The 25,171-nt window shown below is 61.2% G+C and carries 13 protein-coding genes; 10 read left to right on the top strand and 3 right to left on the bottom strand.

What is annotated here, in order from left to right; genetic code table 11:
* Window positions 1–120: 120 nt before the first annotated feature.
* A complete protein-coding gene (locus D9V28_RS06315) occupies window positions 121–1,089 on the bottom strand; it encodes a hypothetical protein (protein WP_121658784.1) in 969 nt (322 codons plus the stop codon).
* Between the two features lie 223 nt (window positions 1,090–1,312).
* Here D9V28_RS06315 and D9V28_RS06310 point away from each other — a divergent pair, with 223 nt between their 5' ends.
* Window positions 1,313–2,437: a hypothetical protein gene (locus D9V28_RS06310; RefSeq protein ID WP_147440924.1), complete on the top strand. Its 1,125-nt coding sequence runs from the start codon at window positions 1,313–1,315 to the stop codon at window positions 2,435–2,437.
* A 279-nt stretch (window positions 2,438–2,716) separates the two neighbouring features.
* Complete coding sequence (mobF, locus tag D9V28_RS06305; RefSeq protein ID WP_121658931.1) at window positions 2,717–6,202, top strand: MobF family relaxase; 3,486 nt, start codon at window positions 2,717–2,719, stop codon at window positions 6,200–6,202.
* Between the two features lie 882 nt (window positions 6,203–7,084).
* Here mobF and D9V28_RS06300 read toward each other — a convergent pair.
* On the bottom strand, window positions 7,085–7,585 hold the full coding sequence (locus D9V28_RS06300) for a hypothetical protein (protein ID WP_121658782.1): 501 nt from the start codon (window positions 7,583–7,585) through the stop codon (window positions 7,085–7,087).
* Between the two features lie 430 nt (window positions 7,586–8,015).
* On the opposite strand from D9V28_RS06300, the gene D9V28_RS06295 reads away from it, so the two are divergent.
* From D9V28_RS06295 to D9V28_RS16050, 8 genes are all read left to right on the top strand, one after another.
* Window positions 8,016–9,326: an ApeA N-terminal domain 1-containing protein gene (locus tag D9V28_RS06295; RefSeq protein ID WP_147440923.1), complete on the top strand. Its 1,311-nt coding sequence runs from the start codon at window positions 8,016–8,018 to the stop codon at window positions 9,324–9,326.
* A 129-nt stretch (window positions 9,327–9,455) separates the two neighbouring features.
* Window positions 9,456–11,663, top strand: a complete 2,208-nt coding sequence (locus D9V28_RS06290) for an ATP-binding protein (RefSeq protein WP_121658780.1) — start codon at window positions 9,456–9,458, stop codon at window positions 11,661–11,663.
* Window positions 11,664–11,907: 244 nt separating this feature from the next.
* A complete protein-coding gene (locus tag D9V28_RS06280) occupies window positions 11,908–13,524 on the top strand; it encodes an exonuclease domain-containing protein (protein ID WP_121658778.1) in 1,617 nt (538 codons plus the stop codon).
* A 46-nt stretch (window positions 13,525–13,570) separates the two neighbouring features.
* The gene (locus D9V28_RS06275) at window positions 13,571–14,251 is read left to right on the top strand and encodes a hypothetical protein (protein ID WP_121658777.1); all 681 of its coding nucleotides are present in this window, start codon (window positions 13,571–13,573) and stop codon (window positions 14,249–14,251) included.
* 357 nt (window positions 14,252–14,608) lie between these two features.
* Complete coding sequence (locus D9V28_RS06270; protein ID WP_121658776.1) at window positions 14,609–17,467, top strand: TerB N-terminal domain-containing protein; 2,859 nt, start codon at window positions 14,609–14,611, stop codon at window positions 17,465–17,467.
* Window positions 17,464–18,858: an ATP-binding protein gene (locus tag D9V28_RS06265; protein WP_121658775.1), complete on the top strand. Its 1,395-nt coding sequence runs from the start codon at window positions 17,464–17,466 to the stop codon at window positions 18,856–18,858. Before D9V28_RS06270 ends, D9V28_RS06265 begins: the two co-directional genes overlap by 4 nt.
* Before the next feature lie 100 nt (window positions 18,859–18,958).
* Window positions 18,959–21,814, top strand: coding sequence for a DEAD/DEAH box helicase (locus D9V28_RS06260; RefSeq protein WP_220700455.1), 2,856 nt, complete (start codon window positions 18,959–18,961; stop codon window positions 21,812–21,814).
* Between the two features lie 4 nt (window positions 21,815–21,818).
* Window positions 21,819–23,417 (top strand): exonuclease domain-containing protein, encoded by a 1,599-nt coding sequence (locus tag D9V28_RS16050; RefSeq protein ID WP_183086438.1) that lies wholly within the window; start codon window positions 21,819–21,821, stop codon window positions 23,415–23,417.
* Window positions 23,418–23,932: 515 nt separating this feature from the next.
* Here the strand turns inward: D9V28_RS16050 and D9V28_RS06250 are convergent.
* Window positions 23,933–24,835, bottom strand: coding sequence for an alpha/beta fold hydrolase (locus D9V28_RS06250; RefSeq protein WP_121658773.1), 903 nt, complete (start codon window positions 24,833–24,835; stop codon window positions 23,933–23,935).
* Window positions 24,836–25,171 lie beyond the last annotated feature (336 nt).

Here is a 25,171-nt window from a genome sequence, read left to right as displayed (position 1 = left end):
TTGTCGACGGTCCGCTTGAGCCTCTACGACCCCGCCTTGCCGAAGATCCCGATCTTGCCCTGCGTCTACGTGCGTACCTCCATGCAATGCTCGGATGCTCGCTCTTGCGATGACCGGACTTTAGCGCCAGAACATGAGCTCGCGGTCCTGGGAATCCCAGGACCGGTCGATGCGCGCCAGCACGTAAGACCTCTTGAGCAACTGAATCAGGTCCGTCGTGACACTTCGTAGTCTCGCTAAATCAGCTTCTGCCTGACCATCGGGAAGTCGTCCGAGCAAAACGCACCACTCCGCCCACAACGGCGCGGCCACATTCTGCCACTCACTCGAGGATTCGACGGATGCTGGCAGCGCAGTCTCTCGAACCCGAATCTCGGCAGCGAGCAGAGACAGAGCCTTCCAAAGGTTCGTGAAAGCTGCGGACTGAAGACGGGCAGCGGCGTGCAGGTCGGTCCGCACCATGGTCCGCGCCTCGGCAGTGGACGCGACGAATGCTGAAATGTCGCTACTGAGGACGTCGCTGAAAGGCGACGGATGTGGATGAAGGGATTCGGCGGCCAGCTCCGCGCGGTACTCCTCGATGATGGTTCCAGCTTCGGTCGCGAAGTACCGTTGCTCAGAGGACCGAACGTTCATGGAGTTGTAAACCGCTTCTGAATCTTCCCCGCGGAAATGATGCAGGGCATGGATCGCCTCATGTGCCGCCAGATGAAAAAGCAAAAGGTGATGCCCATCCAATTGCTCCTCGGTGGACTCCGGGTCTATAAAAAGCGCGTCAATGTCGATCAGGATGTCTACCCCGCCATCCGCTGTGCGCATGGTCTTCGCCACTGCAACGTTTGCACCTCGACTGGTGCCATAGATGATGCCCACGCCTCTGGCGTCGAAACGGTCCTGGACGGACCGGACGAAGTTCGCTGAGTAGACCACCCCCGCGTCATTTGAAATTTGCAGCACCTCGGCGGCAAGCCTGGTCAGAAGCTGGTTCGGGTATTGGGTCGGATCCGCCACAAACTCGCGCAACTCTTCCGGGAGGTATTCCACGATCACCTGTCGTTGGAGCCCTTGATTCGGCTCGGCATTGGTCATTCCGACAGGTTATCGGAGGGGAAGAAGTAGTCGGGGGCTCTCTGAACAAGGCGAACGGCAAGTTGAGTCCGATCGGGGCGAGTCGAGTTGTGCGTGGAGCCTCTGAGGGGGCTGCGAGTGATTTCGCTCGTACGGCACGCAGGCTGCCGACGATGCCTGTCCTGTACTGGGGGAACGCCCGCTGCGCGTCCGTGCGACCCTAGTCTTGATCTAAGGGCAGACTATGACTGTGCCCCCAATGGATGCGTCCTCCAATCCCAGCCACATCGACGCGGGACTCGGAGGTGGAGACGCGCAGGTGATCGCGAGTCGCGCGATGGTCGCTCAAGACGCGAAGTGGTTGTCCAATGCTTTGATCTCGGCTCGTGGAGAAGATGGGGTCTGGTCAATAGCGCTCTTCGGTCACGCAACGCGAGTTGTGTTCGAAGGATCTAAGATCGCACGTGACGAGCGACTTGGCGTGCCCGCACTCGCGGAACTGTTGACCACACAGCATGCAGCGGAAATTGAGCGATCGCGCCAAGCGAGCAAGCTTCTCGACGACAAGTTGATATCGCTGGCGGAACTCCGGGCTGAGATGGCCTCTACCTACGCGGCGCATCATGCGCGATTTACCGGGAACGCAGTCTGGTTCGCGCGCGGTCTAGAGACGGACTTGGCTCTAGCGACTCTCAACGACCGGGTTATCGCCGCGTCGATCCCGCTGGATCGACGCTTCGGGTTGGAAGCACTCGATGAATCGTCGGTAATGCCGCTCGCAGAGACGTTGGGGAGCGCGTTGACCGTTTTAGCTGCGATGACCGGTGAGACCTCGATACAAGTGACCCCTGTGGACTATCAACGCATCGGTCGGGTCACCTGGCGCGACCGGCTGGCGGGACGAGAGCTGAAGCGGTCGTACGAATCAAATATGGCCATCGAAACGAAGTTCATACTCCTTCTGGTTGAGTCCGAGGTGGCGACTTCGGCTGAGGTGCTTCCGCACACCGCGGGTGGGATCCAGCTTTCGGTTTTCCGCTCACAGACGGTTGTTCTGTTCCACGCGCTCTCCACAATCCGCGCCGTACTCGACGCGGAGCCCGGGTTGTCGGCGCGTTCCAATCCCATGCTTCAATTCCTGCAATCGGAGGAAGCCGCATACTTCCTCAAAGATCCGGCGTTCAGGATGGTCCGCAATTATGCGATGCACTACGGCATCCGTGACCCGGCTTTCGTACTAGACCTGCAGGCGCCGATGTTTGGTCTTGTCGAGTCATTGACAGGGGAACGAATTCAGGAACTGGCCGACCAGGTGGCAGGTTCGACTATCGCCCTTGCAGACCTGCTTCGAGACTGGCGGGTGCAATAGAGCCGGGGCACTTGCTTCGGCTCCCGGCCCAGCGGCGCCGGGTCCTTAGAATATGCAGTATTTGAGGCACCAGGTCATATCGCCGGACCGTAGTTTCCAATCTCGCGGAACCCGACGTCAGTCTCCCGCCGTCGCGCGACGTCATCCTGCCTTTGAAACGTCATCCAGGTGATTGCCTCGAAGGCGCCGCCAATCCTAAATTTCAGTTGCCACGCCTCTTGCAGATCGAGGCGGCGTACCTCCTAAGCGATAGCGGAGGAGCGCGCGGTGACGGTGTCGATGCGGGTGATGAGCGCCGGCGACGGCTACAAATACCTGCTGCGCACAGTCGCTGCCGCAGACGGGCAGCGGCCGCTGTCCACGCCGTTGACCCGTTACTACAGCGCGAAAGGAACGCCACCGGGTCAATGGATGGGAAGTGGCCTCCGTGGCCTGGGCGCGGGTTGCATCGTCGAGGGCGACGAAGTTACGGAGGCACAGCTGCAGAGGTTGATCGGATTGGGGTGCGACCCGGTCGACGGTTCGCCTCTCGGTTGCGCCTATCCCGTGTACCGAAGCCCAACAGATCCAGCGCAGAGCGGCGTGTCCCGGGCGACGGAGACCCGGCGACGTGCGGTCGCCGGGTACGACTTCACTTTCTCGATTCCGAAGTCGGCAAGCATCCTCTGGGGCCTGGCTGACGCAGCGACGCAGTCGCGGATTGTGGAAGCGCATCACGCGGCGGTTGCCGAGGTCGTCGCGTTCATGGAGCGCGAGGTCGCGGCGACGCGGACGGGAACCACGGCTGACGGCGGAGCCGTTGCGCAGGTCGATGTGACTGGCCTGATCGCCACGGCGTTCGATCATTTCGACAGCAGGGCTGGTGACCCGCATCTGCATACGCACGTGGTCATCAGCAACAAGGTGCAGACCGTGCTGGACGGTAAGTGGCGCTCGCTCGATGGGCGGCCGATGCACGCGGCTGTGGTTGCGCTGTCCGAACTGCACGAATCTTTGTTCGCTGACGCCTTGACCCGATCCTTGGGCGTCGGGTGGGAGGTACGCGAGCGGGGGAGGGATCGCCACCCCGCATGGGCGATCAACTTCGTACCTGAGGCACTCGTCGCGGAATTTTCGACCAGGTCACGACGCATTGATATTGAGACCGACGAGTTGATTGAAGCGTACGTCGAGAGGCACGGTCATCGTCCCGGGCCGGCCACCATCATGAAGCTGCGCGCCCAAGCGACTCTCTCCACACGACCCGCAAAGCATGTGCGCTCGCTCGCAGAACTCACTGGAGAATGGCGTGCACGCGCGGAGCTGGTGTTGGGACGGGATGCGACAACGTGGGCGAGCGCCGCATCCGCCGGCTCCTCCGTGCTGGTGATACGCGCGGAGGATGTGCCGCCCGAAACCGTCCATTCGCTGGGGTTGAGCGTGATGACGGCGGTCAGCGAGAAGCCGTCCACCTGGCGGCATTGGAACTTGACGGCCGAAGCCGCCCGCCAGACGATGCACCTCCGATTCGCGTCGGCAGCTGACCGCGAAGCCGTCCTCGGCCGTGTCGTCACTGCCGCCGAAAGAGCGTCGCTGCGGATCACACCCCCGGAGCTTGCGTCGACTCCGGAGGCATTCCGGCGGAACGATGGGTCTTCGGTGTTTCACCCGAAGCACTCCATCGTTTTCACGTCGTCGGAGTTGCTCGACGCGGAGGCCCGACTGCTCGAACGCGCGGCCGATGAGACTGGACCGCGACTCGCACCGGCAATCTTGCGTTCGGTTTCCCGGACGAAGCTGCCGGGTGGCGGAGTACTGGCCGAAGGTCAGCTCGGAGCGCTCACGAAGATCGCCGGTTCCGGACGCGTCATCGATGTCCTCGTGGGCCCGGCCGGCGCCGGCAAGACAACGGCAATGCACGCGCTTCGTCGAGCCTGGGAGGCGGCACATGGTGCGGGCTCGGTTGTCGGCCTCGCCCCCTCGGCGGCTGCCGCACAGGTTCTAGGGGAAGATCTCGGCATCACCACCGAGAACCTGGCCAAATGGTGGCAGAACCACCTCGTTTCTGGGGCGACGTTCGGCGCCGCTCAACTGGTGATCATCGACGAGGCGTCTCTGGCAGGAACACTGTCTCTGGACCGGGTCACCGCACTCGCTGCGAACGCCGGCGCGAAAGTCCTCCTGGTTGGCGACCACGCCCAGTTGCAGTCGGTTGATGCGGGCGGTGCGTTCTCGCTGCTCGTCCATCATCGAGCAGACGCGCCCGAGCTCGTCGACGTGTACCGCTTCATTGAAGACTGGGAGAAGACGGCCTCCCTCGCCCTGCGTCAGGGCGACCCCGAGTCCGTCGATCAATACATCGGGCACAATCGCATTCGTGAGGGCAGCACTGAGGCAATGGCGGAGGCTGCATACGAGGCGTGGCGTGTAGACACTCGAGTCGGCAAACGAACGGTTCTGATCAGCGACTCGAACGAGGCCGTGGCGTCACTGAACACACGCGCCCGCACAGAACTGATTCTCGAGGGTCGTGTCGACGCTCTTCGTGAAGTACACCTGCATGACGGAACCCGTGTGGCTGCCGGTGACACGATCATTACGCGCCGCAACGATCGTCGGCTCCGCGCGGCCCGATCCTGGGTGCGCAACGGTGACCGCTGGACTGTGATCGCAGTGCGGCGGAACGGCTCGGCCGAAGTCCGACGGCTTGGGCGGCGATGGGGGAGCGCCGTGGTGCTCCCTGCCGAGTACATGAAGCGCCACGTCGAACTCGGCTACGCCGTCACCTCCCACCGTGCACAAGGCATCACCACCGACACCGCTCACGTCATCGTCGCCTCCAGCACGACGAGGGAGAACTTCTACGTCGCCATGACGCGCGGCCGCGAGGCGAACACGGCCTACGTGGCCGTCGATCAGCCGGATTTCGCGCACTTCGGACCTCGCCTGGGGAATGGCGCCGACTCGACAGGGCGCAGTGTCCTCTATGGGGTGCTGCAGCACATCGCCGCCGAGTTGTCTGCGCACGAGACGATCGTGGCGGAGCACGACGCTCGGGGATCGATCGCGCAACTCGCGGCTGAGTACGAAACCATCGCGGCTGCCGCGCAGCGTGAGAGGTGGGCTTCAGCTCTGCGAGAAACCGGGCTCACCCAAAGCCAAGCCGATGACGCCATCCATTCAGAAGCGTTCGGGGCCCTGGCGGCCGAGTTGCGTCGAGCTGAGGCACACCACTACAACGTCAGAAGCCTTCTCCAGCGGATCATTGCGGCCCGCGGGTTCGACGACGCCCAAGACATCGCGGCCGTCCTGCACAGCCGGATCGCCTCGGTGATAGCTCGAGACCCCGGTGCCGGCCGACCCGGGCGCGCGCCAGCACTGGTGGTCGGGCTCATCCCGGCAGCGGTCGGGCCAATAGAACCTGACCTGCGGCGCGCTCTCGACGAACGCGGCGCCATGATGGAGGCTCGAGCGAGTGCCGTCCTCGATGCGGCATTGCTCGTCAGGGCCCCGTGGACTCGGGCGTTGGGGTCCACGCCACAGGGCTCCGGGTCCGTCGCGTGGCGACAATGCGCCTGCACGGTCGCGGCTTACCGGGACCGTTACGGCGTCGTCAGTGCGAGAACCCTCGGTCCGCCCCTTTCATCGGTGGCACAGGAACGGGACGTCGCCAGTGCTCGTGCCGCAATCCGCAGAGCACAGCAGCTAGCTGGAGAAGACCACCGCTTCGAGGCATCACCAAACGTGGTTCAGTCGGGACCTCGGTCTGTCGGCATCCGCTTCTAGTCGGAGTTAGCGGCCAGGAGCGCTACCGGGGTCGTGAATCTGCCCATCCCGACATCGTCTGAACGCTCGATCTCCCGAGGTGCACGAACGCGCGCGATTTCGGCCAGTAGAGCAGCCCACCTGTAATCGGGAGAGACTCTACTCCCGGGGTCAATCGTTTCGGCCGTATGGAGGCACCTCGACTGCGAATCTATTCGGACGGGTCAAACGAGACCGCGCTAACGATTGAGCCAATCGCCCGAACCGAATGCGCTCTGAGTCGCGTGATCCGTCGCGACGACACCCCCATTCTGCGGCCAACGCATTTTCCGAGATGAAGCGTTCGTGGCGTCGCCCGGCGGCCCTCGGTTCGTAGAGGGGCCGCCTATCCGTTCTGTCGCGATCGGACGACCTCGGTGCCGTCGCAACGCCGCCGGGTGGAGCGCTCCACACCCTTGGGCCCACTCGGGTCCAGCGATGGGGAAGCCCTACCTTGCTGGACTCCTTCTCACGGGCATGCGAGCCGGATAGCATCCTCGCATGAGCGCCGCCTCAAGTCCTCACCCGACACCTTCTGAGCTTCGTGCTGGCGAGGCGTCGCGAGTCTGCAGCGGATGCTCCTGAGTATCATGCGTTGGTGGCACACCCTCTACCGAAGTTGGCAACACGGCCTCGTCGGCGATGACGGAGAAATGTTCTCTAGCGCGCTAGACCCGACGAACATTCATCTCGAACAAGACATCTTTAACCTCATCGCTGGCCGATAGTCACTCCACTTAATGTGTAATCCGCTAAGGCCTAATCCGCGGTGAAAGGCGTGAGCACAGCGAGGAGGACGGGGCCAGAGACCATTGCGGTCCGCCGCTGACAGCGGATAGCGATAATTGGCCTTCGCGATGCGGGCTAGTCAACTTGCGGTGTGGGCGTTTGACGCTTAATCGTCCGGGCAACCCAGCCGATCATCAGATCGGTGGCGCTGTCGAACTTCGGCCACAGAGCAGAATAGATCAGGAACACGGGCGAGAACACGATGAACGCGACTCCCGCCGTGCCGAAGTTTGATACTCCTTCGATAGTGGCTGCGCCCGGCACAAATGCGAGATAGAGCAGCCAACCGCCGACTGTCACAGTACCTATGGCAAGGCAACCCCACGCAACGAGACGAAGAAGCCGCGCGAAACCCTGTACCCCGATCAGCGACTTCGCGAGACGAGACGCGAGGTGCGTTCTGGCATCCACCAGCTTCACCCGGCCCTGATCATTGTCGGGCATGCTGTCAATCGCTTCACTTAGCAACTTGATTCGTTTGATTGCTGACGGCTCTCCGCGAGCGATGAACAACTGCACACCGACCGTCGACACACCTGCAACCACCGCGACTGCAAGCGGCACCCATTCAGCCACGATCGGACCTTTCCCCAGACGACATTCCCAAAGCATATTGCTTTACAAGCCAAGCCAAGCGGCGCGGCCATCCTCCGATATTCGACGATTTGATCGCTCTCCGTTTACCCGTAGACGGTCCCCTATCGGCGCATTTCGCCTTCAGGGTGGCCGGCGACGCGGACGATGGCCCTCCCATTGGGTTTGGCGTGGGACATCGATACGCCACCAGAATGAGGTCAATCCCATTTCCCGAAACGTCGGAGTCTTCCCTGTGCCATTGAGCCCGCAGCAGACCATCGTGAGCGCGACCAGACTGGCGATCCACCCGGCAACCGCTGCGCTCCACCAGCTGCTCGAGTCGTACCTGCAGGGAGCCACGCCGAACGCCGTTCATCCCCAACGAGGTCCGGCCCGCGCCTATAGTGCGGACAGATGATGAGGACACAGATTGCCGAATAATTTGAAACCAGGCACCCGCAGGACCGGCGACCTGATTGACTTCGATCCAGATACGCCGAAGGTCAAAGTCACGCTGGAGTGGTCGGAAAAAGGCATTAGCGTCGAAATCCCGTGGTCGGGACCCGACGACTACTACGCGTCCTGGTTTCTCCGCGACGCGTTCCAGGGCCTCGCTGCGAAGAACAACAAGCCGATACCAAGGCGCCTGCTGTTTACGGACTCACACGGCTCCGTTCTCCTGGTCGACTGCTGGCCCAAGGGCTACCACACGAACTTTGCCGCCGGAACAGGAAGGATGTGGGCTTCCTATGCGGTGATGGACGTTGGCACTGATCTCGATTTCTCGCGGCTCGATGGCATCCGGTCAGAGGTGTCCGGCCTGCGTGAGTGGCTTCAGGTGAGCAGCGTTTCGGAGAACTTCGATCCGTCGTCGCAGACGATGACGATCGTCGGCAAATCGGCAAACCCGATAAACGTCAACCAGGATTTGACGCTGGTTCCGACGTGGCTGACGGAGCGGCCGGACGGTGAGGAATCGATCGTGCTCCGCGACTACGTCGCGTGCGAGACGAGGGCGACGACGCCGGGCGCCTGGGAGGACTTGGCTGAAGCTCATCGCGGCGTGCGGGACTTGCTCGTCTTCGCTCGCTGGCGGCGAGAGACTTGTAACGTGACGTTCGCCACCCGCGCGGACGATCCGATTGTGACGCTCGACGGCGAGGAGCACGGTGAGCAGTGGCGCGCTGTGATGTCACCGCGTCATGAGGATCCGCCGGCGGCGGTCACCGGCTATCGGCCCCATCTGATGGAGTACGACGAGATCGGCGGCGCAGCAGGTGTGGCGCGGTGGCTGAAACTGCGCGACGAGTTCAGTCGCGCCCTCGACCCGATCGTGTCCGACCGGTACCTTCAGCGCGTGCCAGCGGTTACGCACCTCGCACAAGTCGGGCCTGGGCTTGAAGCTCTCGGATACCTGATTCTGAAGAATCGGGACGGCGTGGGATCTACCGCCGCGAAAGATTCGCCTTTGCGACAACGCCTGGACCGGATCGCGTCGGACGTTGATGGAGCGCTACCGTTCGACGGCGCGACGTGGGCGGCCGAAATGACAAGCGCCTACAACGGGATTAAGCATGCCAACCGCAAGTTACCTTCCGAACTCAACCTGTTGAACAGGTGGAGCGAATCAATCGTCGTGATGCGTGCATGGGTTGCTTTAGAGCTCGGGGCCTCCAAAGAGCTTGTGAAGCGCCGGCTTGAGCTTGATCCAGCGGCCGCTCGCTTCAGCGCCCGCAGCTGACGACCCCCTCTGGGTCGGAGGGGTGCGCGGCAGGGAATGACGATAGCTTGGTCCACGGAGTGCGGGGCAGCGCCGCAAGCGGAACCCATCGGCTTAACGCCCGATCTATTTGAAGTGCAACGGAGATAAATGTCCAAGTCTGTCGAGAATGGGACTCGTCCCTGGGTCCGCGTGCTCATCCTTAGCGTTGCGATGGTCATTCTGGGCATAGTGGTAGTGCGGACGACCGGACAAATCATCCCGAACGATCCGTCCGAGGCTGTACTCGTGCAGAACAGCATCCTCCTGTTGGTGCTTGGTTCGGTTATTCTCGAAAAACACTTCACCGCCCCGGGTGATGCACTAGTCAACGCATTCACTGCTCTCATCACGATTATTCCGCTCTTTCCATCTGTCTCGCGCGGTCCTTGGATAGCCGTCGCAACGTATTTGGTACTCGTGATGGTGGCAGGCATCGTTTGTTTATCCCTGCAGTCCGCTGGCCATGGCGGCAGAGTCGGCAAGGCAATGGCCGTGGCCTACCTCGTAGCTTCAAAATTGGGTAGGGCACAGGTCGTCTTCTCGGTCGTATTTCTAGCCGCGATCTTCTTCTTTGCTAGTGAACGGTCTGCACTTGCTCTACCGTTGCTTGTCTTCTGGGGTCTATATCTCGCGATCTGGCCGTTGGGTATACCGCAGTTCATCAGCCGACTGAAAAAATCTTCCGCATGGCGCGGAGTCTTGGTTGGGAATCTGGACCGGATCGACAGCCCAAATATCGCACGAGTCGCGCTTGCGACGAGCGAATCTTGGCCGGGTGGAGATGCTTCCGTGGCGATACACCTTCATGACGGCTCCGCGAGATGGGGGATTCCGTTGTTTCGCGAGAATCGCAGCGATGGCTCGTGGGCGACGTTCCTTATCTCCCCTCAGATCGTCCCTGGCAGTGGTCGGGCCGGTACCGTTGTTCTGCCACCTTCGGCTGAGGCAGGCCCAACATGTTCTGAGCTAGTTGCTGGTCTTGCGGGGGTCGTGGGCGCGTCACTCGTCGGAATCGTACGGGAGGGCTCTAACCTGTCGCGTTTACGGGTCGAGATTCTCCCGGACAGTCAAGTCAGCTCGGGGCAGGTATTTGTGGTCCCTTCCAGTGAAGGACCTGTCCATTATCAGGTCGCTGAAGCCGAAACAGCTGAGGAGTCATTTGGTGGCCTTAACTATGGCGCACACATCGCCTCCGCCACGCAGATCGGCTTGCTGAAGAACGGTCGATTCGAGCGGTTCAACTATCTACCGATGATGAATGAGCTTGTCTTCGAATGGCCCACTCCGGTCGTCGAGCTTGGCAACGACGATCGTCGGTTCACTTTGGGTGTTGTTCCAGGCACGGGCGTGTCGCTGCGTGGGGACTTTGTACAGAATCTCGAGTCACACACCGCCATATTGGGCACGACCGGAAGTGGAAAGACCGAGTTCGCCTTCGACTTGATCCGCCACGCTCTGCAGAACAGGGTGAACGTGATCTGTATAGACCTCACTTCTCAATATGCTCCCCGCCTTTCCGATCTCGACCCTGTGCAACTCTCGATTTCCGCCGCGCAAGCCGCCGACCTCGGGAAACGGCTCTTTGAGGCAGAAACTGGGGCCTATGGCGGCGGGGCTGAGAAGAAGGTGCTGGATCAGTTCGCGAAGGACATCCGCGCTGATATTCGCAAGGCGCTCGAGGACTTCTTCGCAGGTAGTGCGGGGTCTCTAGGTCTCATTGAGCTGAACGAAATTTCGAATACGAAGGCAACCCTATGGATCACCGAGATGTACCTCAGCACTCTTCTCGAACTAGCAAGAGAAGGCAAGACGGGAAACAATAAGACCGTAGTAGTTGTGGAAGAAGCCCACACGGTCATGCCAGAAGCATCCTTCTCTGGACTTGGTGATTTCGACTCCAAAGGCACAATCGCGAAAATTACCCAGATCGCTTTGCAGGGACGTAAATACGGGGTAGGGCTTTTGGTGCTCGCTCAGCGCACGGCAACGGTCAGTAAGTCAGTTCTGACTCAGTGCAACACGATAGTTTCGTTTTCCTGCGTCGATGATACAAGTATCAATTTCCTCCGAAATGTTTATGGGTCGACGATCGCGGAAGGTCTGCCCCAACTTCCTCGCCTACGAGCCATCGCCCACGGCCTATGGATTGATGCCGAGCAGCCCATCGCATTTGACGTGCCCTATGACAAGAACAAAGCGGACAGGAAAGGGTGGGCATTGCAAACCCAACCCCAACCTCAAAACGGAACTGCGTCAACTACGGCTGCGCCCATAGCTCTGCCGGTTAGCGCACCGATGGAGGACGCACCGTTCTAGCCTGTACTGCTAGCGCGCATGCTGGCGCGTGTGAACGACTGTGGTTCCGACGCGGTCGCGCACAGGGTTCCGCGTTCTGGCACGCCGAACTGCGAACCAAACCGACTGCGAGGTGTCCCACGGGTGCCGTCGACTGTCGTGGACAGGCGCATGCTGCTGCCCGAAAAGGGGTCGCGGAGGAACCGTGAGGTGCAGGTTTCCCATGCCAAGCTGAGCAGGCTGTCCTCGACGAAGAAAGTACATAATGGGCCTTTTTGACCGACTTTTCGGCCGCCGCACGAAGAACACCGCGACCTCGCCTCAGGCTCGACCGGTGCGCCGGGCGACACAGAGTAGCGAGCCGACATTCGCGATCATCGATGTTGAAACGACCGGGCTCTCACCTCGGATGGACCGAGTCCTCGAGCTTGCGATCGTCCACGTCGACGCCCAGGGGCGGGTGGTCGACGAATGGGCGACGCGTTTCAACCCGGAGGGGCCGGTCGGTGCGACACACATCCATGGCATCCGGGACGCGGACGTCGCGGCCTCGCCGTTCTTCCGAGACCTCGCGCCCACCGTTGCGTCCCGCCTGCAGGGGCTGCCGGTGGCCGCTCACAACGCGTCCTTCGACCTGGCGTTCCTTCGAGCGGAGTTTGCCACAGCCGGCTGGGATACGCCATCGATCCCGTCATTTTGCACCCTGCACGCGAGCCACCACTACATGCCTGATTTGGCCCGCCGCAAACTAGCTGACTGCTGTTGGGCGACCGGCGTAACGCTCGACAATGCGCACTCCGCACTCGGCGACGCTCGGGCAACGGCAGGGCTCATGAACCGCTACATGGCCGGGCACGGCGGTGCCGAGGTCCACTCTGATCTGCTGACTCTGCCCTCGCACGCACGAACTGTCCTCTGGCCCGCAGGCCCCAGCCGTCAGCCCACGCCCCGGCAGCGCGTAGCGCCTAGGCCGAGCAACAGCCGCCCCATCGATAGTCGACCTGTCCGCTTTACCCCGGCACGCGCGAAACAGCCGCCACTCATCAAACAGCTCACCGCGCTGAGTCTGCTTGAAGTCGTCGACGAGGGCGCACCCGAAGGCACGACGGCGTACCTCGAAACGCTGTTGGAATGCCTCGAAGACGGCGACCTGTCCGACACCGAGACGGCTCATCTGGCCGACCTGGTCAGAGCATACGAACTTAGCGACGCGGACGTAGCAGCGACCCATCGCGCCTGCCTCCTCGCTCTCGCGCATCGAGCACTCGACGACGGGCACGTCTCCAACGACGAACGAGCCGAGCTGTACTCTCTGGCCGAACTGCTTACAGTGCCACGCAGCACCGTGTTAGGAGCCATCAAGCACGCCGATGCTGCTCGCGCCACCCGAATGAGCGCAGGCCTCCTTCCGCTCCCCGACGGTTGGACACACGGCGAACCGCTCCGCGTGGGCGACAAGGTCGGCTTCACCGGATGCGACGAAGCACAGCGCGAAAAGCTTGAGAAGCGCGCCGAAGAACTCGGTGTGCGCGTAGCTGGCAGTATCTCCCGCCTCACCACATTGCTCGTGACCGATGGAACGTTCGCCGGCACCAAGCTCGCAAAGGCGACGGAAATCGGGACACGCGTCGTGCACCCAGATGTGTTCGAAATTCTGCTCACACACCTACAGCCGGCATCCATGCAGCGGGTCGGGACGCAATTCACCCCGCGACTCCAAGTCGCCTCAGAAACAACGTCGGTTGCTCAATCGGCCACCCCCGTAATCACGGTACCCCCGGCACAAGTTCGCGCATGGGCAGCCGCGAACGGATACGCCATCGGAGTTCGGGGGCGTCTGCCCCTCGAAGTGGTAGACGCATTCACTGCAGCAAGCTCATGAAAACCGTGCAGAAGCGGTTGGATGCCCGGAACCAGGGGGAAGTTACATGACGACCGCACCGGATGTGCAGTACGAGACACGGTCCGTGAAAACGGTTCGCGGCATGGAAACCAGGACCAGAGCCAAGATAGAAAACGAAGGCTGGGAGTTCGTCTCTCAAACTCAAGGAACAGTACGGTCGGAGTTGAATTTCCGGCGCCAGAAGCCGAAGACCCCGTGGAAACTGATCGGAATCGGCGGCGGCGTAGTCGCACTCCTTATCGCCGTGCTCCTCATCATCAACGCGATCGGAGGCGGAGGTAGTGGAAGAGAAGGCGATGAGAGCTCGCCGTCGCCAACTCCGTCCCAGGTGGCACCAAGCGAGGCAAGCGCACCATCAGCCGCGCCCGAGCCCGCCGCCGTGATCACAGACACTTCCGTTGATGAGTTACTCGAAAGGCTCAACTCCGCCGAGATGGGTGGAGTCAAGGTTGGGGATCAATTCCGGCTGAATGGCGAGTTGTTCATGTCCGATCTATGGATGACCGGGGCATCCGGAGACTTTTTCGTCATGCTCAAGGCTCAGGACGGAGCCCAGGACTTGCCCGTGTTCGTCGATGAGTCGGATACGGCGGGGTGGCAGGACGGTACAAAGGTGGAGATGGTCGTAGAGATGGTAGAGGCCACGATTGATGGTGAGACCACGGACGGCTGGCTGCGGGCCAAGTCCGCGACGACAAGCCCCTGACCAATGACGTGCGTCGGCAGGCGTGCGCTAGCGCGTCTGAACGTCCGCGGTTCCGACGCTGTCCCGCAATTGGGTTCCCCCTTGGACGTTCCCGCTGAGGGTTCCCGTTCTGGGTGTGCTGGATGGCAGTTAGCCGAGCTTCGTAGCCGATATGGTCAAACTCGGAATCAGATTTCGGCGAAGTCGTGCAGAGCGCGACGCGATCAAAGGGGAGAGGTCGAGCGGGGGCGCTGCTTGGCGGCGACTTCGCGTAGATCGACGACGGACACGTCACCGCAGCCCAGACGGATTCGCGGATGTCGCAAGCTGCCACTAGCGTGATGAACACGGCTAGGGCGCCGAGGGGAGGGGCCCGAAATGGCGGAAACGCTCGGAACAATCATTGGCGTGATCGTCGTTGTTGTGATCCTTCTGACGCCGGTCGCGCTGCTGGTGACGCTGATCGTGTGGCTGATGCGGCGAAGCGGACGTAAATCAGCGCAGGTCCCGCCCCATGCCCGTCGGACAGGCAACGTGGCAGTGCCGATCGCGTCTCCGCCGGCGGCACAGGTCGTCGCACCCGGATGGTACCCCGATACCTCGTCAGGTGGCCAAAGCCGGTGGTGGGATGGCGCTCGGTGGACGATTCTTGCGCACGAGCACCCGGCCGATTCGGCGTCGACCCACCCAACGTTGCCTACGGGGAAGCCGCAGTCCGTTGAGCCGTTGCTGCCAGCGGCTAAGGCCGCGCATGTGGCGGCTGAGAGCGTGCCACGTACCCCCGCGCCAACTTTCAGGACTCGCCGCGATATCCGTGCGGCGGAGCGAGAGGACGAAGCCCAGCGCGCCGCGCAGGAAGCCGGACTGGGGGTGACGGCTGGTGGCCTCCAAGCGAATGGTAACCCAGTCGCGTACGAGAACTACGTGGATTTCAGTGCTGGCGCACCGATGGTTCGCGCAATCCGGGCGCCGATAGCCTCAGTCCCCGCAGCTGCCCGAAGCGTGATCGCTTCCGTTCCTGCTGTCGTTAGGTCGGCTCTTGCGGCGGGCACATTGGGTTTCGTCGAGCCAGCTTCATCAACGGATGCCGACTCGGCTGAGGCGCAGCCACGAAACGAATTTATCGGCGGGGGTCGATGGATACGGCACGGTGAGACGGTCCATGTGGCAGGATATGCAATCCGGGGCGGGCTGATCTACGTCGGGTCCGGACTCAGATCCCCGTACGGTGGGGTAGAGCCTTCGCTGATCGATCCCATGTTGGACGTCAACCGACACTCGGCGCGAAGAACCGTCGATCAACTGGGGTACTGGCCTTCCTACGCTTCGATAAGCGCCGTGTCTCGCGCCGGTTATCTGCGCTGGCTCGCGGACGGTCGCCGCGAGAAACTCGCGCCAACGGGGTTCATGTTTCTGTTCATGTACGGGCTGGAGCGTCGCGTGCTCGTGGACGGCGTCGATGACGCGACCGAGCTGCGGCATATTCGCGACGAGATGCTCAGGCTTCAGGCGGCGTACCGTTCGTCGAGTTCGTCGTTCAATGGATATTCGACCAACTTCATTCAGCTTCTCGACCTGTTGTTGCTGCAGAGGGACCCCGCTTCAGATTTATCGCCACCGCGTCCTTCTGAGAACCGATTCTCCATGCCGGTCGCGATCCGCGTGCAATTAGGGCGCCTCTCAGCGGCTGGCCAGCCGATACCCGCAGCATTGGCTTTCGCGTGGGCGTGGTTCACTCCGGCGATTACTCTGCGGACACCGGCGACGAGGTGCCGTCAGGAGTATGAGGCCCTCTTCAAGGTCTTGTATCGGGAGAGATGCGGAGTCGGCGTGGTGGTCCCGCCGGTCAAGAGGGCGATGTCGTTCACCTACACTCCGGCTAGCTCTGGCATTGGTGCAACGGAAACGACGCTCCAGGGCATCCCCGATGTGTTCGACGCGGTTGAACCACGGCTCCTTCTGATCTCGATTGCGAACTCTGCTCAATCGATGCTGGATGGCTACAGCCGTTACATCGGTAAGAATCCGGGATCGGAGACATCGTTAGAAGCTATATCGCGGCTGCCAGCTCCCCTCATCAACGCGACCCTCGACGGAGTTAGCGCGCTGCGTGAGTGGGCTGAAGCGCTCAGTAAAGCAGGCTTGCAGGGTGCAGCTTCCGACCTGTTTCGGCTGTGGGGGCACAGCGAGCACACGTCTCGGTTGACCAAGGCGGAGTCGGTGCCGATTGCTCAACTCCTGGGCGAGCTCGGGTTTGGCGTCGAGCCGGATGTCCGCTTCGGCGGTGAACCGTTCTCCAGAGATCGGCCCGTGCTTGTTTTTCCAGCGCCCGTTGGAGGATCTCGATCGCCTACGGCAGAGTACGACGCGGCTCAGCTTCTCGTGCATCTTGCTGTCGCAGTCAGCGCTGCCGACGGCCACATTGTCGACGTTGAAAGATCGACGCTGCTGCAGCACATCAAGTCTTCTTTGGGACTCAGCGACGAAGAAAAGGTTCGACTCCACTCTCACGCACGATGGGTCGCCACCGGCGCCTCCAAGCTCAACGGGCTCCCAAAGCGGGTAGCCGAATTGAGCTCGAAGCAGAGCTCGGGCTTGGCAGACCTCCTTATTCGCGTCGCCGTCAGTGATGGGGTCATCGCGAAAGAAGAGGTCGACATGCTGATGCGTATCTTCGCTGTGCTCGGCCAGAATCCTTCGTTGGTCGCATCACGGCTGCACACTGCGCTCTCGTCCACCCAGGTGGCGATCGAGCCTCGCACTGTCGACGACGAGCCGATCACGGTGTGGCGCGCGCCGTCCCCAGTCGCTGGGCAGTCGATTCCCGCCAAGCCCTCTGATCCGAAGGCTGCAATCCCGGCGGACGCGCAGCCGAACGGGCTCGTTCTCAACCGACAGCTCATCGATCTGACTATTCAAGAGACAGCTCGAGTGTCTGCACTCCTGCGTGACGTGTTCGCCGAGGACGAGCCTTCCGTGGTGGCGAGCCCAGCAGTTGAGGTTACGTGCTTCGGTCCCCTTGATTCTGCCCACTCCGAACTGCTTGGGCGGCTGGCGGGACTCTCACGAATTTCGCGCCCCGACTTCGAGGAGATCGCTCGAGTTCTCGACGTGCTGCCGAACGGTGCCTTGGACACCCTCAACGAAGCCGCCCTCGATGTGGCTGATGACCTATTGCTGGAGGGTGATGACACCTTGTTCCTCAACCTCGACGTACTACAGGAGATGATGAAGTGACCGAACCCAACACGATTCGCCCTCGCGACCGCGATGCAGTGCTGCAAGCCCTTCGCACCGGTGTTGTGCCACGCACCGGCCAGCAGCACATCCAAGTGGGACGCGCCAACGAGGTGCGAGCGCTCCTCACCGACATCGAGCGGGTTGCGGATGGGGGTTCGGGCGTTCGCTTCGTCATCGGTGACTACGGATCTGGGAAGACTTTCTTCCTGCATCTGGTGCGATCGATGGCGTTGCAGCAGAAGCTCGTCACGGTGCACGCCGATCTTTCGCCAGATCGCCGGCTGCAGGCGACCGGGGGTCAGGCACGAAGCCTCTACGCAGAGCTGATGCGCAACATGTCGACGCGCGCCAAACCGGATGGCGGCGCCATGACCAACGTCCTCGAGCGCTTCATCACCGAAGCGTTGAACGAGTCGAAGACCTCGAACCAGGCGGTTGAAGTGGTTATTCGAGAGCGGCTGGATGAGCTGACGGAGCTCACCGGCGGCTATGATTTCGCCGAGGTTGTAGCCAAATACTGGGAGGGTCACGACAACGGAAACGAGCAGCTCAAGTCCGACGCGGTGCGGTGGATGCGCGGGGAGTTCACGACGAAGACCGACGCTCGCAATGCCCTCGGCGTCCGCACCATCGTCGACGATTCGAACGTCTACGACCAGCTCAAATTGCTCGCAGTCTTTGTGCGCTTGGCCGGGTTCGGTGGTTTGCTGGTGTGCCTGGATGAGATGGTCAATCTGTACAAACTCGCGCACACGCAGGCGCGCAATGCCAACTACGAACAGATCCTGCGGATCGTCAACGACGCTACGCAAGGCACGGCCATTGGTCTCGGGTTCGTCATGGGCGGTACGCCGGACTTCTTGATGGATCCGCGAAGAGGCCTCTACTCGTATTCAGCTCTCCAAACGCGCCTTGCCGAGAACGCCTTCGCCGTGGACGGGCTTGTCGACTATTCCGGCCCGGTCATTCGGCTGCCGGGACTTACTCCGGAAGATCTATTCGTTCTTCTCTGCAAGCTGCGTCACGTGCAGGCATCGGGCGATCCGGAGGCCTACCTCATGCCGGATGACGGTATCCAGGCATACATGGCCCATTGCCAGACTCGAATTGGAAATTCCTACTTCCGCACCCCACGCACGTCGATCAAGAGCTACCTGGATCTTCTCGCAGTGCTCGAGCAGAACCCCGATCGAGGTTGGGTCGACCTCGTCGGCACCGTTCAGATCGCCGAGGAAGTTAATCCTGATCTGGAGCCGATCGACGGGGGCGGCGAGTCGGACGGCTGGGCTGAGTCTGCACCGGCGGCATCTAACGGGCCGAGGTTCGCGGCTGCACTCTCTGTCGCATCGACCCAAGACGACGATGACCTCACCGCATTTCGACTCTGAGCCCGGCTCGCGGGCACTGATCCCGTCTCGTGGGTTCGACGACCTCCATCCACAGGTACAGCGCTGGATCTGGAACCAGAATTGGGCAGAGCTGCGCCGCGTGCAGCAGCTGGCGATATCGCCGATCCTCGAGGGCAGCCGCGATGTCATCATCAGTGCAGCGACAGCGAGCGGCAAGACGGAAGCGGCGTGGTTGCCGATCTGTTCGAAGCTCGCGTACGAAGCCGAAGCGGGAATATCTGCCCCTGGAATCAAAGCTCTTTACATCAGCCCGCTGAAGGCACTCATCAACGACCAGTTCGAGCGTTTGGAATCGCTGTGCGAGCTTGTCGACATGCCCGTGGTCAGACGCCATGGAGATGTCTCCGGCTCTGAGCGACAGGCACTGACTCGCAAGCCAGATGGCCTGCTTTTGATCACGCCGGAAGCACTTGAGGCGCAATTCGTGCTCAAAGGGCCGCAGGTTCCAGCACTGTTCGCGGGACTTCGTTATGTGGTGATCGACGAGATGCACTCGTTCATCGGAACAGAGCGAGGCGCTCAGCTTCAGTCCTTACTCCACCGGATCGAGCTTGCAACCCGCCGCCGCGTGGTGCGTATTGGGCTGTCCGCGACGTTTGCGGACTTCAGCGCCGCGGCGGACTTTCTTCGACCGAGGCGGGGCGCCGACGTCGAAGTCGTGCGAGATGAATCGGAAGGGCGCTCTGACCTGCGGCTTCAAGTGCGCGGATACCGCCTGTCGCCGCCACCCAGAGAATCGGGCGAGCAGCACCGTCGTCCGAAGCAAACAGCCTTTGAGTTCACTGACGAAAACGGATCGAGCCCCTGTGAAGGAACGATCGCTGGGCACCTGTTTCGCGTACTACGAGGCCAGGACAATCTAGTCTTCGCCAACTCTCGGTCCGACGTCGAGACATACTCCGACAGCCTTCGAGAGGCCAGCGACGCAGCACGCGTTCCGAATGAATTCTTGCCGCATCATGGAAGTCTGTCCAAGCAGCTGCGTGAAGATGTTGAAGCCAGACTCAAAGATCCCTCCACCCCTACGACCGCCGTGTGCACGTCGACGCTCGAGATGGGAGTCGACATCGGGTCTGCGGACTCGGTGGCCCAGATCGGACCGCCCTACTCGGTCGCGGCACTCCGTCAGCGCGTCGGCCGTTCTGGGCGCCGCGGCAAGCCCGCGGTCTTGCGCATATACCTCACGGAGACTGGGCTCGACTCGGAGACCAATGTCACGGACAGGCTTCGCACTAGGACTTTTCAAACGGCCGCAGTTGTGGACCTAATGCTCAAACACTGGTATGAACCTCCTGCCATGACCAAGCTCCACCTCTCGACTCTGATTCAACAAATCCTCTCTGTTGTGGCTCAACATGGCGGCGCGACTGCAGGACAGCTCTTCAACGCATTGTGTGCAGCGGGCCCATTCGAATACGTTTCGCGATCACAGTTCGTCGAGCTCTTGCGGAACCTCGGATCTACCGAGCTGCTCTCGCAAGCCGGCGACGGCACGCTATTGCCGGGAGTCGTGGGCGAGCGGATCATCAACCACTACAGTTTCTACGCAGCGTTCGCCTCGTCGGAGGAGTATCGCTTGCTCGCGCACGGGCAGCTTCTAGGAACAATCCCTGTCGACTTCCCGGTTCTCGTCGACAGCATGATGATTTTCGCCGGCCGAAGATGGCTCGTCGTCGCGGTCGACACCGCTACGAAGACGATCGAGCTGACTGAGGCACGCGGTGGAGTCACTCCTCAGTTCAACCCGAGCTCAGGCGATATCGCTGACCGCATACGGCAGAAGATGCGCGAGCTCTACGTGGCGACTGAAGTCCCCGCTTACCTCGATCAGCAGGCAAGAGTGCTCTTCGCTGAGGGGCAGTCAGCCTTTGCGCAGCATGATCTCGCGGAGAATGCGGTTGTAAGTGCGGGCAAGAACTGCCTGCTGTTCGTGTGGCGTGGCAGTCGAGTTTGCACGACGCTGAGCGCGATGCTGACAATCATGGGCGTGAAGAACAGCGTCGAATCGATGACGATCAAATGCCAGGACGTCACACGCGAAGAGCTTCTCGGCATCCTCGCGGCAATCGGTTCCATGCCGAAGCCTACTGCTCGTGATCTAGCAGGTAGCGCCCCGATACAGAATGTCGACAAGTACGACGAGTACCTAAGTGAATCCCTGCTGAGGGATTCAGCCGCCGCGCGAGATTTTGATGTTGATGGCGCGTGGGATGAGCTCACGTCGATCGTTGCTGATCATCCCGCTATTCCTGATGTCGTGCCTGAATCTTGGACGTCGGTCGACGAGCTAGCGGTGCTTGGCGAGACACCGTTCGTGGTGGTGGACGTTGAGACCACCGGGCTCTCGCCCCGCAACGGCGCCCGTGTCGTCGAGATCGCTCTCGTTTCGTTGGACTCCAAGGGCAATGTTACTGACACCTGGTCGACTTTAATCGACCCGGAAGTCGATACCGGCCCTCGCCACGTCCACGGCATAAGCAGTCAAGACGTGAGCGAGGCTCCCGTATTTGCTGGGATTATCGATGAAGTTGCGCATCGTCTGTCGGGACGGATCGTCGTTGCACACAATGCTCCCTTTGACCTTAAGTTTCTCTCGAGCGAATTTGAAAGAGCAGGAGCCCGACCGATGTCATGGCCTACGCTGTGCACGCTGCGGCTTTCGCAGCGGCTGTTTCCGGGCGAGCCAGCAAATTTGAGTGCTCTGTGCGATCGGCTCGGTATAGATGCCTCACCCACCCACGCCGCGCTCGATGACGCGGTGGCCACCGCGTATCTGTTGCGCTCATTGCTCTCCACTGCACCCACAGATGTGACCCATTCGGCCGAGACTCTCGGCGTGCGACCGATTCGGCTCGGACCCAACTGGCCCGCACCCGTCGTGCCTGCACCAGTTCGGCTTAGACCTGTTCCAACTGACGACTTAAGGCGTGTGTGACCGAATGCTCGACTACACTGCGATCGATTTCGAAACGGCTAACTCTTACAGAGGATCACCGTGCTCGGTCGGCCTCGTCCGTGTCCGCGATGGCCAGGCCGTGGACGAACGCCACTGGTTGATCCGGCCGCCCGAGGGTGCTGAGTGGTTCGACGCCTGGAATATCGCCATTCATGGAATCACCGCCGACATGGTGGCGGACGCCCCTCGGTGGAAAGACATCCTCCCGTACATCGTCAGTTTCATCGGTGACGATGTCGTTGTGGCTCACAACGCCGGATTCGACACCGGTGTAATCCGGTACGCCTGCGCACTGGACGGTATCGAGTGGCCGGAGATGAACTTCCTGTGCACGCTCGTCATGGCCCGACGCGCTCTGGCTCTGCCCACTTACCGGTTGCCGTTCGTGGCCGAGTCGCTGGGCTTTTTGCTGGATGATCACCACGATGCTCTTGCGGACGCGAACGCGGTCGTCGAGATTGTCGCGCGGCTCGCGGCCAAGCAGGGAGTTGCCGACCTCGAGGAGCTTGCCGCTTCGGTCGGTGTGGGTGTCGGGCGAATGGGTAGCGGCATTTACCGGGGGAGTACCGCGGCTTCGTCTAGCGGCCGTAGCTTCACCCCAATTGAAGTCAATGCTGAAGCGGATCCGGGCGGATATCTGTACGGACGAGTCGTCGTGTTTACGGGCACTCTGATGTCGATGACTCGCGATATTGCCCGACAGGAGTTCGCCAAGGTTGGTGCGATTCCCCAGAACGACACGACGAAGCGAACGAATGTCCTCGTTGTCGGCGACATGAACCCGGCTGTGTTGCGTCCTGGCTCGAATCTTACGGGCAAGGCGCGCAAGGTATTTGAATTGCAGGACAAGGGTCAAAAGATTGAGGTGATGACGGAGGATGACTTCCTGCGCTGCCTCGATGGCAACATGCTTGATGGTGCCGAGGTTCTTGTTAATTGCAGTGTCGCTCAGCCGGATGCGGGCTCCCACTCAGACACCGAAGTACCAAGTCGTCTGCGAGGACTACCGCTTACTGAGCGCGCCTCACCGCTGGCAGCTCAACCGCAGGTCGTTAGACCGCCCAAGCCACTTCGACGGATCCCCGTCCCGACCGATCAGACCTGTTCGATCGACGGTTGCGGAGCCGTGGCAGCATTCAAGACCCGGACTAAACCGACGTGGTGCGCCGGCCACATAGAAGACATTCAGCGCAAGGGTGGGTTGCGTCCGTTGGAGTCGTTCACGCACGCTGATGATTGGCAGTTAACCGAGTGCCGGACGTGCAGCGTTGAGGCGCACTATCGCTTCAACTACACGTTGGAGAAGAATGGTTGGGGAGAGCCAACCTGCCGTGCGTGTTTCTGGCGTAGCTGGGCAGCGGATAGCCGCCGAATGCAGGGGGAGTGGGCCGACCTAACGCCGGTGCTTTACGAGGAAGCCAAATCGTTCATCGAAGAACAGGGTTTCGACTACCTTGGCCCTTTGACAGCTCCCTCGTACAGGGATGATCCTCACCACACGCGGTGCCGCCGCTGTGGAAAGGTCAGCGCAGCGCGCCTTGGAGACATCGGGTTCGGGTGCACCTGCCAGCCGCGTGCCTAGCTGGCAATCGCCGCCCACGGCAAGTGGAAGGCTTCTCACCCGTCTTACCTTTCTCATCGACGCCCCAAATGGCTGCCCGTTTGTAACGCCGTCGTGATGCAAATCAGGCCGCAGATCGAGCGCCAGCACAGCCATGCTCGATGACACGCGGCGGCACGGGGAGAATCGTTTGGAGGGCTCGGAGTGCCGCCAAAAGGGGCTCAAATGGTCATCATTTAGTCATCTAATTCAACTTCATCTGACCCGAATTGACCGCGTACAATTGGAGGCAGCGAACCGCCCGGTTCCCTGTAAACACAAGGGAATCCGCCAGTTTTCGGCGATTTTCGGTAAAACCAGAGTTTAGGAAATAACCTCCAAGGGGTCGCGGGTTCAAATCATGTCGGCCCGATCACAACGTCTCGGAAACTCATGGGTTTGCGGGACTTACTTGGTTGTCGTTTGAGTATCCGAGGTTGATTCCGGTTCGCTCTGATCGTCCGGGACGCGCCCTTCGCCGCAAATAATCTCGCCGGTCACACCGACGCGAGGAAATCTACGATCACGGGTACCGTGGCATCCGGATTTTCGTCAATGATGTAGTGCGCGGCCCCGTCGATGAGCGCGAGTCGGACGTCGGCGCCGATGGTCTCTGGGTTCTCGAACACCTTCCGGGCGATCTGTGGAGGAAACACGATGTCCTCGGTGCCGAAGACGAAGAGGGTCGGCATCGCGAATCTCTCGTTCCGGTACGCTCCCCGAACGATTCGCACGAGTTCCGTGAGCACCATCCGCCGACACAACAATGCCGAGGCTTCTGAAATCTCCGGGTCCCCGAGAATCTCGACGGCAAGGTTCACGACCTCGGGATCCATTGGTCGCGCCGAGAAGTTCGAGAACAGCCTGCGGGGTAATCGTCCCCCACGCAGAAGAGCGGGTCCGAGTCCCGGAATGGGGATCACTTCCTGGTGCCAGAGATGACGCATACCCGGCATAAGAGAGAGTGAGAACTTCATTTGTGGAGGCGGAACGGCCAGCAGCACCTGCGCGGTGAATCGATCGGGGAAGTCCAAGGTGAGCTGGAACGCCGTGATCGAGCCGATGTCGTGGCTCACGAGTCGCACCGAGTCAAGCTGCAGCGTGTCGAGTAGCGCGATGACGTCTTCTTCGCGGCGAGTGCGTGTGATAGCGCTGGCTGGCAGATCAGTCCAGCCGTCGCCCCGCAGATCCGGGGCAATTGCCTGATAGCCCGCAGAGGCCAGCGCGGGCATGAGATCGCGCCACTCCCACCACGTCTGACCGAATCCAGCCAGCAGCAGCACGGGGTCGCCCGATCCCAGGGTCGCGACATGCATGCGCCCGTCCGCCAGATCTATGAATGTGTGCTCGACGTCGGCGACCATGGGCATCGCAGGTTTCGCTGCCATCGTGGTGGTCATTTCGCACCTCCTCTTCGGTGAACACTATGTTTATAGTGCTCTCACTCTACAACCACAATCACTACGTTGATAGTGGTCATTTGTACTGATTGAAGCGAAGTCGGTGCCGACGCCTATGCCCATCAACTCCGCGCACATGGATCAACCCGTTTTCGCGTAAAGCCCCGCCCGCAGGTGCAATCACCCGGCAGGGGTGAGGCGACGATCTGTTCGCGGAGAGCACGCTGTCAGCAGAAGCACGTAGCCCGGGCGTCAGCTCTGGGCGCTTCACACTGTGGTTCGGAACCGACGAGGAGTGAGAATGCCGGCTGTGGATTCGAAGTCCGGGGGAGTCGT

Origin of the sequence: Mycetocola zhadangensis (assembly GCF_003668565.1) — a bacterium.
Taxonomy (GTDB): Bacteria; Actinomycetota; Actinomycetes; order Actinomycetales; family Microbacteriaceae; genus Mycetocola_A; species Mycetocola_A zhadangensis.
This window is presented reverse-complemented; position numbering and strand designations above follow the sequence as displayed.